Genomic DNA, 11,778 nt, shown 5'->3' with positions numbered 1-11,778 from the left:
CTTTTAACCTCGCAGGTGTGTCTTTCTACCTACGATCATTCTAGATTTATCACTGGTTTCCCTGGTTTTGTATCTGTTTAGTTCACGGATTTAGGATATAATATGGCGCCCATAATTTTGAAGCACTAAGCAAAACGACCATTTTCAGCAAGTCATACCAATTTCCTTATGAAAAGTTCCCGGCGGATAAAATCCGAGGTGATTTGCGATTTCTTTTGAAAAACTTCTTTTTTAGCCCGAAAAGCGATCCGATTGGACCGCCCGGGCGTTTCACCTTTTTTTGATAATTCCCCGCCCTTTGGGGAACGAATCTCAGCGGCCGCCCCGAAAGTCCATGCCCGGTTCATTCCAATTCCCGCTCCAAAATCTCGTAAAAACGCGTTTTTGCCTTCCGTTCCAGCCAGGGCGAATGGCCGCAGTCCGGCAACAGGAACCAGCGAAAGTCGCGCAGGACTCCTGCCAGCGGCTGCCGGACCCCGGCGAAGGGGTGGGGATCGTAACTGCCGTGAATCGCCACCACCGGGCAGGCGATCCGGGCGCCCAGCCGCAACAGCGCGCCGCTCTCGCGCAACTCCAGCGCTTCGCCGAGCACCTTTCCGAAGACCTCCGGTTGCATCTCCAGCTCCTCCCCGGCGGGCGGGAGGGGGTCGTAGGAATCGGCCCTGGACATCAACCGGCCGAACTGTTTCATCCGCTCTTGTTTGCCGGCGGCCCCGGGATCGCCGAGTGCCGCGAGGCAGGCTTCGGCTTGGCGGCGCTCCTCCTCCGTCAGCCGGCTCATCCGGGTCTCGTGGATGAGTGGAACATAGCGGGCCTCATACGGGCCACTCCCCACCAGGACCAGCTTTTTGACCCGGTCGGGATAGTGGGCGGCCAGAATGAAACTGAGCCACGCCCCCCAGGAATGGCCGATCAGAGTCAGCGGCAAACTGCCGTGACGCTCCAGGACCGCCGCCAGCTCCGCGACCTGTCCGTCCAGCGTCGTCGCAGACTGCAAGGGCTCCAAGACCCCCCGGCCGCCGGCGGCGAGCTCCCGCGCCACCGGCGCCATCTCCCCGGGCGCGCCCGGCCCGCCGTGAACCACCGCCACGGCAAAAGGCGGCGTTCCATACTTCCGCAGGTTTTCCAAATCGCGGCCCCCTTCGGCGAACACCTTTTTTCCCTAAAAGCGTTGTGATAAACCCAGTCCGAAGGGCAGGGTGAACACAAAAGCTCAGAGATTTTCAAACCTTTCCCGGGCTGAATCGGTTGGAAGGAGACTTTATCACATGGCTTCTAATCCATCGCGAACGGATCGGCTTCCCGGTCCCGGTTCCACAAATATTCGATGCCAGCGGCGATCTGCTCCGCCACGGCCTGCCCGAACTGATCGGCGATGAAGCCCAGGGCCATGTCCATTCCGGCCGATACGCCCGAAGCGGTGTAGAGATTGCCGGACCGGACCCAGCGCGCTTTTTTGACCCATTCCACCTGGGGTCCCTGCTCGGCCACCCAGCCGAAAGCCCGTTTATTGGTGGTGGCCTGTTTGCCGTCGAGCGAGCCGGTCCTGGCCAGCAGCGCCGCGCCGGTGCAGACGGACAGGACAAAACCGGCCGCCTCGACCAACTGGCGCAGAGCTTGCAGCTGCGGCGGATGGTCGACCTCCCGGCGGGTGCCGAAACCACCGGGCAACAACAGAATGAATCCCGGATCGGGCCGCCGGAGCTGATAACGTTCGGTGATGATGGGAACCTTCTGCGAACTGGTGATGATTCCGCCATGCAGCGAGACAAAGCGGAACCCCGTCACCGCCGGCAGCTTTCCTAGGACCTCCACCGGTCCGAAGACGTCCAGCGTCTCAAATTCGTTAAAGAGCCAAACCAGAACTTCCATTTTTACCTCCCCGGGTTGCGGCATGGAGCGGCCGGGCATCTCCCGGACTCACCAATGTTCATAGCGGACCAGTTCCTCCAGCTTCTTGCGGGGCCGCGCCCGGGGCGCCTCGTCGGGGTAGCCGAGGGTGATAATGCCCACCACGTACTTATCGGCCGGAATGTTCAGCAGCGGCCGGATCGCCGCCTGTGTAAACCAGGCCACCCAACACGTGCCCAGTCCCAGGCTCTCCGCCTCCAGCACCAGATGCTCCATGGCGATGGCCGTGTCGCGGATGATCTGCTTCAGCTCCCACTCCGGGCTGGTCTCATCAAGCGCGATCTCTCCGTCCCGGACCCGCACCCGGATGTCGGCGACCGCGACGACATGGACCGGCGCCATCATCATCCAAGCCTGCTTGTGGGCGGCCTCCGCCAGCTTCTGCCGGGTGTATTCCTCCCGGACCACAATGAACCGCCAGGGCTGGGTATTGTCGCCCGAAGGCGCGCATCTGGCGCTTTCCAGGACCTGCAGCACCAGATCATCCGGCACCGCCTGGTCGCGGTATTTACGAATACTGCGCCGGTTTTTGATGGGATGGATCATCGTTTCCTCCTTCCGGTCCGCCGGTTTCCTCACGAGCCCCTCGCTATCCCCGGCTATTTCCGGTTCACCGCGCTTACAGCGGAAACTCGTAATAATCATAGGCCGTAATCCTTTCAAATCCGCAGGACTGGTAGAGCGACAAGGCCCGCTCGTTTTGGACCGCCACTTCCAGGATCACCGACCGGACCGGTCCGGCCAGCGCCTGCCGGAGCGTCAAGCTCAAGGCCTCCCTGCCGTAACCCTGGCCGCGGAACTCGGGGCGAATCCCGAACCCGAAGATGTAGGCGTCCTCCCCCTCCTGCAATAAGCCGATCTTGCCGACGACCCGGCCCTCCGCCTCCGCCAGGTAAGTCGCCTGACAGCGTTCCAGTCCGCCGCTGTCGTCTTCGGCCAGGCCGAAGCAGACCGCGTCGATCTGTTGCAGCACCGGCCGGTCGGCGGCCGTCGCCTGCCGCAGCCGGAGGCCGCGTGCGGGAAAGTCCGGGACGGTCCTTCCGTCAAAGCGCATCCGGTACTCGGAAAAGGCGTATTGCCCGCCGCTGGCCTCGGCAAAGCGGATTCCCGGGGCCGAGGCCCGTTCGCTGATGAGCAGCAGCCGTTCCACCTCCCGGGACTGGCACTCCCGATGGGCGGCTGCGAAGAGCCAGCCGAAGATGCCCCGCCTCCGCCAGTCGGGATGGACCATCCCGGTAGCCTCGATCTCGCGCGGCTGGGTCGCAAAGCCGTACAGCCCCAGGAAACCGACGAGCCGGCCGGCCTCGTAATACAGGAAATCATTGGTCTCCCCGGCCGGACGCTCGGTCAGCATCTCCCAGTTCAATTTCATATTCAGGGGCTGGCGCTCCGCGCAAGCCGCCTCCAGCTCCCGGATCTGCTCCAGCTCCGGACCGGTTAAGCCTTGTCGTGACAGAAGACCTTGCAAAAGGCTCTTTCCTCCTTTAAAAATTTTAAAAATCCGAATCAAGGGTTTCCCGGGCCGCGACTCCGGCGGTCATTATCCCTCCGGCGCAACGGCGCGGTTTTCCAATTCGCCCCGGCGCGCCGGGTCCTGCAGTTTCCAGAGCGCCGCGAAGAGCAGCGTGCAGCCGAGGGTGATCCCGGCCGCCAGGTAAAAGAGGGACTCGATCCCGAAACGTTGCGGCATCAGGCTCAGCACCAGGCTGCCCAGGGCCATTCCGACGCTGTTGGCGGTCCCCAAAAAGCCCATGGTGCTCCCCATGCCCGCCGATCGGCCCAGAATGGTGGCGCAGGCTGACGAGGCCGAGAGCAGAACCGCGCTGCAGACGGCGAGGACCGCCATCAGCAGCATCATGGCCCAACCATGGCTCACGAAAGGGAAAAAAACCAGGATAGCGGCTGTGGCGATGCCGGCGCCCAGGATCTGGCGGAACTTATCGTAGCGGTCGGCGAAGCGGCCCAAAGGAATTTGGGCCAGGCCGCTGGTTACATTGTAGACGGCGATGATTGTTCCGGTCAGCACCAGACTGATGCCGCGCGTCGGCGGATATAAGATGAAAAAGAACCCCATCAGGCAGGAAATGACGGCGAAGGCCATATTCACGCTGCACACTGCCAGCAGGCCGCGGTTGCGCAGCAGCTCCCGGGTGCATAGCGGCTCCCGGACCGCCGCGCTCTGGCGGGAGGTATCCCGGCGTTCTTCCCTCCTGCGTAGTAGCAGGAAGATGACCAACGACAGCAAGGCGAAGACGAATAACGTGAAAAACGTGGCCCGGTTGCCGTAACGCGCCGCAATGATCGTGGCGGCCTGCGGCCCGACGCCGCCCGCCACCATGGTGACGGTATTGTAAAGGCCCATGTAATACCCTTCGCGGCCGGCCGGGCTGACCTCTCCCATATAGGCCATGGCCATCGGCAGCATCATCGCCGAGGCCAAGCCGTGCAACAGCCTGGCGGCGATCAGCACCGGCACGTTGCCCGCCAGCCAATAGGCCACCGCCACCAGGGGATAAAGCATCAGGCTATAGCGCAGCACCGCCAGGGTCCCGCGCCGGTCGGCCAGCCGGCCGATGGGCGTCCCCACGAACAGGCGCACGATATAGAGCGATCCGGCCATGGCCCCGATCACCACGCCGCCGGCGCCCAGGCTCTCGGCGTACGGCGTCAGGATCGTGCCCACGATGCAGGCGCCGAGGACCAGCAGGAAAACGGCTGCCAAAAGCAGTATGATTTCTTTGCGCAATGAACTCAAGTCGTCCTATCCTTTGGATGCATTCAACGCTGTGGTGTATACTTCGACTATTGGCTATTCCTTCCTGCCGGTTGTCGTAATAATCAGCCGCGGGGCGCCAGATTTTACGTTCTTGTAATATAACGGGTGATATAACGGGGCCACGGGAGGGTCCGGCCCATTAGAAAAGCCGTCCGGGGACGGCTCGGTCTGGCCTATCTGAAAGCCGCGAGGGCTTTTGCTGCATCGCTACTTTTTCACCCACACCAGCGCATACCGTTTGGAGATATAAACCGCCAGCGACGCCAGGAGCAGAATTCCCAGCACCGCCAACATCTGCTGGCCGGACAGCACGAGCCGGTCGATGGGGTTCCAGCGGGTGGCAGCGACCGCCCGGTGCAGCGGAGCGAGGACCGGCGCCAGCGGCCCCATGAGGATCCAGGTATAAAAGGCGGCGAAGACGCCGTGCAGGAAGCGGGCGGCCACATACGGCCCCATCCCGATGTCGGTGTCATGAATCACGCTGGCCACCTGGCAATGAACGGACAGCCCGCTCCAGGCGATGATCCAGCTGGCGATCATCACCTTATCCAGCACCGGGGCGGCGGCGGTGCTGGCGACCATCGTGCCCAGGTCGATCTCGAGCACGCCATTGAAGACCGCCCCGGCGAGATCGGGGTCCAGCCCGCACAGGCGCAGGAAGCCGCCGAGCAGCGGCGTGATCGCCCCCATCACCCTGAAGACGTCCATCATCTTTACCAGCACCGCGAACAGCGTGATAAACCCACCAATCATCAATAGCGTGGTGATGGATTCCTTGACCGCGTCGCCAAAGAGCCGGCCGATGGGCCGGCCGTCGTCGCGGCGCGCCTTGAAGAGGGCGCGCACCGCCCGGCGGAGCATGCCCCGGTCAAAGACTTCCCGGGTTTGCTCCTCGGAGGCCGGGGATTTCTTGTAGAATTTAAAGGCCACGCCCACGCTGAAGCTGGAGACATAGTGGGCGATGGCCATCACCGCCCCCAGGTCGGGCCGGCCGAACATGCCCACCGCCACCGCGCCGAAGATGAAGAGCGGGTCGGCGGTGTTGGTGAAGGAGAGCAGCCGCTCCCCCTCGACCCGGGTACACATCCCGCTGCGCCGGAATTTGCCGGTGATCACCGCGTCCATGGGATAGCCGGCCGCCAGCCCCATCGAGAGGGCGAAGGCGCCGATCCCCGGGACATTGAAGAGCGGCCGCATCAACGGCTCCAAGAGCACCCCCAGGAAATGGACCACGCCCATTCCCAAAAGAATCTCGGACAGCACAAAGAACGGCAACAACGACGGCAGGACCACTTCCCAAAAGACCCGCAGTCCGGCGACGGCCGCCTTGACCCCCTCCGCCGGAAAAATCATCAATGAAACCGTGAATAACGTGACCAACAAAGCTCCGAACAACACCTTGAGCTTGCTCCATACCGGGCTTCGCATCGCTAATCCTCCCAAAAAAACGCCAGTTTCTACAGTATATTGGCGTTATGAAGCGGTTAGAATTGCGATTTCGGCGGCCGGGCCCCGCCGGTTGCGGGAGGTTGCGGGGACCGAAAAATGACGCCACCCTTCCCGGCATCCGGGAAGGGCGGCGTTGGGATTCACTCACCGTTCGTCATAGATGCCGAATTCTTTCCACAGATCTTGGGGGATCTCCAGCTTGACCAGTTTCCGGGCTTGGGCATAGTACTCGTCGGCCTTCTCCAGCTGGCTGTGGAAGGCAGCGGTCCGCTCCTTGGCCCGGGCCTTGGCCGCCTCGTGCTCGCCGTCCAAATCGATGGCGGTCTGGTACTCCGCGGTGTACTGGGTCAAAAACTGGGCGTCGATGCCGCGTTTGGCCAATTTTTCGCTATTGGCGTTGAGTCCCGCGAGCATGTTTTGGGAACGGCGAATCCGGTCGGCAATCGAAAAATTCATCATGGGGTCCTCCTTCAATTGTTAAAATTTAATTTTTTAGTCCAACTTGACTTCTTGATCTTGGGAAAGACCCCCGGCCGGGCGGTTCTGGCTCCCCCGAATCATTTCCTTGGAAGAATGATTCGTTGTGTCTAAATAATATCACGTCCGTTTCATGAATGCAATAGTTTTCCGAAAGTTTTTTAATAAATTTTGGAAGTTATCTTCCCACAACGGTATGGCGAATAGAAATCCCGAGTATCCTCGCGAAAAGGAATATTCCCGCGGAAAACCTTGTATAGCTTAATCGTTGCACATTTCCGTCCCGAAGAAAAACGGACCGGCGCGGCCGCCGGTCCGTTTGATTGGGATAAACAATGCGATTAGCCGGAGCTAATGTTGATTGGAGTCTAATGTTTTAATGAGGATGGTTCGGAAATTATCAGAACCATGGTTCGCGGATTTAAGGATTACCGGACTCCGGTATTTGGGTCAGACTCTCTTTTCCAGCCAAGCGATGGCTTCATCCATTACTTCGTCGCGGCATTTTTCGTTGAAGATCTCATGGCATAGCTGGGCATAAATCTTCAGCGACTTGTCCTCGGAAGCAATCTCCCCGAAAAAGTCCCGGGAATCTTTCTCGCTGACCAGCCCATCGCGGCAACCGTGCAGGATCAATACGGGATCGGTAAACTGCCGCGGATTTTCCTTCAGCCATTCCACCGCGTAATAACAACAATTCATCAGCCCGATGGAGATTTGCTTTTCCACCAGCGGATCCTTGCCGTACGCCTCGATCACGTCCGGGTCGCCGCATACTCCGTCGCCGAGCGCATTCGGCACATAGGTATCCGCTGGCAGCGCCAGGGGGAGTTCACCTAAAACGTGCAGATTATAGCGTGTTAACGCTCCCGACAACACGATGCCCTTGACCTTGCCCGGATATTTGGTGCCGAAAAGGGTAACCGCCAGCCCGCCCATACTATGGCCGATCAAAAATACCGGGAGGTTGGGATTCTCATCGGCGGCCCATTGAACGACAGCGTTCACATCGTCGGCCAACTCGTGAAAATTCTGATAAAAAACCCGTTTCCCCTCGGACTGGGCATGGCCGCGATGGTCAAAGCGATAGACGCTGAAATTCTTCCCAAACAACTTCCCGGTGAGATACTCGTAACGCCCCAGATGCTCGCAGAGCCCATGCACAATGACCACCACTGCCTTGGGATGCTCAGGAATGTCCTTGCGGAAATGCAGCTTTGTCCCATCGAACGATTCCATCATGCCATCAACAACCATCTTCAGTTCCTCCCCGTCTTGATTTTTTATTTTCAATACCGGCTACTTATATTTATGTCGGCATTTTTTATGGAAGGTATGCAATCAAAAAAGATTGTCTGAACCTTGATCCGCGTGATTCAAGGATTCGCTTGATCCAAAATCCTTGTACCAACGGGTGTTTTAAATCCTAGCCATCCGTTCAGTCCTTGAAGCCGGGTTCGGGTTCGGGCCTCACCTATCCTCCCCTCCTTCCCTGGCAAGGGAAGGAGAGATGATCGCCGGGGGACGTGGGGCAGAACGTTCGAAGGTGCATGGCGGTATGTTCAAACATGTAACTGCAACCCAGTTCTTCCGGTCTCAAATCACGTTTCGGAAATGACCACTCTCCTTCCTTGTTCAGGGAAGGAGCTGGAGGTTAGGTCGAACCTTAATCCGCCTGATTCAAGGATTCGCTTGATCCAAAACCCCTTGTACCAATCAGTGTTTTAATTCCCGTTCATCCGTTCAATCCGTTGAATCCAGGTCCAGGTCGATCCTTATTTCATTCAGCGCCATCATCCAGTACAAATAGCCAGGAACAGCAACAGGACTGATCGTTGATCTCGGGATAACAGCTCAGGCATTTGCACGAAATGCGCTTATCGATAACTTTGGCAAATTCAGAATATTCAAAAATTCCGACCGCCCTGCAGGGATGAAAATCCATGCCTTTTCGCTGTCTGGCGGTTTGAACTCTGCATTCTATGACGCGGTAGGTGAGGGTATTCCCGCTGATGCTGACTTCATCCTTATTAATATTGGCATAAAACCGAAATGACAACGCCTTTTTAAGCCCTTCCAAACCGGCTTGCTCCGGTAGCTGAAGAAACTCTTTGATTCTTCTCGCTTCGATGACGGTGAATCTTTTCCATGCCTGCTCATCATGGAACATGGCTTCGTCCATCCCCAATTTCCGCTCCACGGACTGAAACCATACGCCATCCATGGCGAGCCAGTTCTTGGAATAGATACCGATCAACTGTATCAATTGTTCTTTTGTTAAAACGTTCAATGCCTCGTTATTTTTCATATCAAGTGCCTCATTTCCTTTGGCGGAACTTTATCGGATTATCGAAGGCCCGGGTTCCTGTGCTTATTATAGCATTTTGGGATCGCGAAGTCAGTATTGCTCCGGCATTGAAGCGCGTTGGGGCCAAAATCACGGAACGAGGGGTTGCCGTTTTGGACTGGTATCGGCATGTAACCCGCAAGCTTCATTTCTTTGGCAACCAACCCCCACTCCTTTGCGGCCTATATCAACATGACCCATTTATTTATGAAATACGGCGCATTCAAATAACTATAGAGCGTCGAACGATGTTACAATGATTTTGAATGCGCGAAAACTGCTTGCGATATATGCCAAATGATTATTTTGATCGTTAAGTTAACCGAAAGGAGCGTACCGAAGCATGCAATCGGTTCCCAACCGGCTGGAGCGTCAAATTGAATTTTTAATCGAAATCGATAAAATCAAGCATATTTTTAGGAAAACAAAGCTATTGGATCAATCGCGTTTTGAAAATGATGCCGAGCATGCCTGGCATTTGGCGTTAATGGCTTTGATTTTGGCGGAGTATTCGAACGAGCCCAGCATTGATGTAGCCAAAGTTGTTAAAATGACGTTGATTCACGACATTGTCGAAATCGACGCCGGCGATATCATCGTCTACGATACGGAAATGCGGACCCTCGCTCAGGAAAAGGAAAGCACCGCCGCTGAAAGGATTTTTGGGATATTGCCCGAGGATCAAAAAGAAGAATTCATCAGGTTGTGGAGGGAATTCGAAGCAAGGGAAAGTCCCGAGGCCAAATTTGCCGCGGCGCTCGACCGGTTTGAGCCAATTTTGCAAAATCATTTAACGGAATATTATGCTTGGAAAGTTCACGGAATCTCGTTTCGGCAATTACAAGAAAAAAATCAACATATTCGAGATGGGTCCACTACGATTTGGAATGTCGTGCAAGAAATTTTTTTAGCGGCGAAAGAAAGCGGGAATATTGTTTAAATCCCGCTCTGCCTCAACCGGTGTTTTAAATCCTGTTCATCCGTTGAATCCTGGTTCGGGGGTAAAAAGAGGCTCACCTATCCTCCCCTCCTTCCCTGGCAGGGCAATGTCATCAAGCTATCGTGGGATAAAATGGAAGTGTATTTTATGACAAGCTACGAACTCCAAAAGCGACCTCTCTCCCGGCCTCTCCCCGGCGATGCTGATTTCGAAGAAGATATTCGACGGGGGAGAGGTGAATCGCCCAAAACTCGGGCCTATCTTTTAGGCCATCGCTGAGACTTCCAAGCGGGCCAACCGGGGCATGAATGCCCCGGCTACAAGATGGAAGCCTTCCCTGGCTAATTTTCAGCAGAATATTTTATCCCGTTTTTTAGGGCCTTTCAAGGTCCTTTCGCCTTGTAGCCGGGTGATTTATCGCCCGGTCGGCGTTCAATTCGTCAGCGAAATTTTTCCACGATAGCTTGATGACATTGCCTGGCAGGGGAAGGAGAGATGACAGCCGGGGGACGTGGGGCAGAGCGTTCGGAGGTGCATGGCGGTACGTTTCAAAATAAGTAGTGATACTATAACCCGGTTCGTCCGGTTCCAAATCACGTTTTGGAAATAACCACTCTCCTTCCTTGTTCAGGGAAGGAGCTGGAGGTTAGGTCGCAATTCGGGCCTTTTGTCCGAACCAGGATTCGCCTGATTCAAGGATTCCTTGATCCAAACCCTTGTACCAACGGGTGTTTTAAATCCTGTCATCTATTGAATCCGCTAAATCCAGGTTCAGGTCGGACTTTTCCTCCCGCTGATACCGGTTCAGCAGTTCATCCAGCTCGATGCTGGCGGCCAGGACGGCGGGGGTGGTGTGGCCGTGGCGGTTCCAGAGGCGGTGGAGCCTGGCGCGGCTGGCGGCGATCTGTTGTTTGAGGGTCGGTTCGTTTTTTTCGGCGATTTGCGGCATGGTCTCCTGTTACTTGCTAGGCAAAATATGGTATAATTAAAATACGTGTAATTTTAGGCAATACGAAATCACGGCCAAACAGTTGATAAGCGTTTGGACTTGCTTTGTTTGATTGTTTCTTTTTACTGATTAAGAATATTTTCCCATTTATTTGTTTTCATTTTATAGTTAATTTGACTAAATGTCAAGAGGTAATTAATTGATATGACTAAAAATGACTTTAAAGAACGCCTTCTGGCAATTCGAAATTTATATAAATTGAATCAAACAGATTTTGGCGCCGAGATCGGCATGAGCCAATCGAACTATTCAAAGATTGAATTAGGAAAGGTTAAGCCTTCTAAGACAGTCCTCTACGCATTGATGGCCCGTTTTGCGATTAACCCGGATTGGGTCCTGACTGGTCAAGGAGAGATGTTCCTCTCAGCCGAGGATTATCTGGACAATGGAATTAAGCTTTTGGGAATGGCAAAGTTCAGTGAAGGATTGTCAAATCTTCTTAAAAATCCGGACCATGCGGAGCTGCGGTCTTTGCTGGCTGTGGAAGAAGCGAAGGAACGGTTTGACCAGAAAACTTTGGATGAGTATTTGAAATTCCTCTCGGATTTAGGGAAGCAGGATGACGTGAAGTTGAAGACTTGGCTGATGGTGCAGTTGGAAAGGGCGTTTCCGGAGGTTTTGGAAAAAAAGAAATGAGCTTGGCTTAGGCAAAGATAATAAAATGAAGCATGAACTCGGTAGAACTGAAAGTTAAATCGAACTCACCCCCCAAGCGAGCTGGATAGTTTTTGATAGACTTTACTTCCCCCCTCTCTTTTTTGACGATTTATCAGGCCTGGGCTTCCCCCGAGAAACTAGACACCAAGTTAAGCACTTTTTCTTCGATTTTCGAAGTATTCCGGGGTCATGCTACCAATTGAAGAATGACG

Annotated in this window: 12 protein-coding genes; 2 read left to right on the top strand and 10 right to left on the bottom strand. The window is 55.6% G+C overall.

Annotated elements, in window-relative coordinates; genetic code table 11:
• Nucleotides 1-343 precede the first annotated feature (343 nt).
• The 9 genes from EDC14_RS26065 to EDC14_RS26025 form a co-directional block, all read right to left on the bottom strand.
• Nucleotides 344-1,129, bottom strand: a complete 786-nt coding sequence (locus EDC14_RS26065) for an alpha/beta fold hydrolase (protein ID WP_243663128.1) — start codon at nucleotides 1,127-1,129, stop codon at nucleotides 344-346.
• A gap of 146 nt (nucleotides 1,130-1,275) precedes the next feature.
• Nucleotides 1,276-1,872: a DJ-1/PfpI family protein gene (locus EDC14_RS26060; protein ID WP_165908340.1), complete on the bottom strand. Its 597-nt coding sequence runs from the start codon at nucleotides 1,870-1,872 to the stop codon at nucleotides 1,276-1,278.
• Between the two features lie 48 nt (nucleotides 1,873-1,920).
• Nucleotides 1,921-2,457 (bottom strand): nitroreductase family protein, encoded by a 537-nt coding sequence (locus EDC14_RS26055; RefSeq protein ID WP_132018217.1) that lies wholly within the window; start codon nucleotides 2,455-2,457, stop codon nucleotides 1,921-1,923.
• 73 nt (nucleotides 2,458-2,530) lie between these two features.
• A complete protein-coding gene (locus tag EDC14_RS26050) occupies nucleotides 2,531-3,379 on the bottom strand; it encodes a GNAT family N-acetyltransferase (RefSeq protein ID WP_132018214.1) in 849 nt (282 codons plus the stop codon).
• 72 nt (nucleotides 3,380-3,451) lie between these two features.
• Nucleotides 3,452-4,666 (bottom strand): MFS transporter, encoded by a 1,215-nt coding sequence (locus tag EDC14_RS26045; protein ID WP_132018211.1) that lies wholly within the window; start codon nucleotides 4,664-4,666, stop codon nucleotides 3,452-3,454.
• Between the two features lie 228 nt (nucleotides 4,667-4,894).
• Complete coding sequence (gene ylbJ / locus EDC14_RS26040) at nucleotides 4,895-6,115, bottom strand: sporulation integral membrane protein YlbJ (protein WP_132018209.1); 1,221 nt, start codon at nucleotides 6,113-6,115, stop codon at nucleotides 4,895-4,897.
• A 165-nt stretch (nucleotides 6,116-6,280) separates the two neighbouring features.
• Nucleotides 6,281-6,592 carry a hypothetical protein gene (locus tag EDC14_RS26035; RefSeq protein WP_132018204.1) on the bottom strand — a complete coding sequence of 104 codons (312 nt, stop codon included), beginning with the start codon at nucleotides 6,590-6,592 and terminating at the stop codon, nucleotides 6,281-6,283.
• A 471-nt stretch (nucleotides 6,593-7,063) separates the two neighbouring features.
• Nucleotides 7,064-7,870 carry an alpha/beta hydrolase gene (locus tag EDC14_RS26030; protein WP_132018201.1) on the bottom strand — a complete coding sequence of 269 codons (807 nt, stop codon included), beginning with the start codon at nucleotides 7,868-7,870 and terminating at the stop codon, nucleotides 7,064-7,066.
• Between the two features lie 523 nt (nucleotides 7,871-8,393).
• Nucleotides 8,394-8,921 carry a DUF6125 family protein gene (locus EDC14_RS26025; RefSeq protein ID WP_132018198.1) on the bottom strand — a complete coding sequence of 176 codons (528 nt, stop codon included), beginning with the start codon at nucleotides 8,919-8,921 and terminating at the stop codon, nucleotides 8,394-8,396.
• 382 nt (nucleotides 8,922-9,303) lie between these two features.
• Between EDC14_RS26025 and EDC14_RS26020 the strand changes: the two genes are divergently transcribed.
• On the top strand, nucleotides 9,304-9,900 hold the full coding sequence (locus tag EDC14_RS26020) for an HD domain-containing protein (RefSeq protein ID WP_132018195.1): 597 nt from the start codon (nucleotides 9,304-9,306) through the stop codon (nucleotides 9,898-9,900).
• A gap of 733 nt (nucleotides 9,901-10,633) precedes the next feature.
• On the opposite strand, the gene EDC14_RS26015 is transcribed toward EDC14_RS26020, so the two are convergent.
• The gene (locus EDC14_RS26015; protein ID WP_132018192.1) at nucleotides 10,634-10,849 is read right to left on the bottom strand and encodes an aspartyl-phosphate phosphatase Spo0E family protein; all 216 of its coding nucleotides are present in this window, start codon (nucleotides 10,847-10,849) and stop codon (nucleotides 10,634-10,636) included.
• A 204-nt stretch (nucleotides 10,850-11,053) separates the two neighbouring features.
• Between EDC14_RS26015 and EDC14_RS26010 the strand changes: the two genes are divergently transcribed.
• Entirely contained in the window at nucleotides 11,054-11,545 is a 492-nt protein-coding gene (locus tag EDC14_RS26010; protein ID WP_132018189.1) for a helix-turn-helix domain-containing protein, read from the top strand.
• Nucleotides 11,546-11,778 lie beyond the last annotated feature (233 nt).

The organism is Hydrogenispora ethanolica (assembly GCF_004340685.1).
Lineage (GTDB): Bacteria > Bacillota > UBA4882 > UBA8346 > UBA8346 > Hydrogenispora > Hydrogenispora ethanolica.
This window is presented reverse-complemented; position numbering and strand designations above follow the sequence as displayed.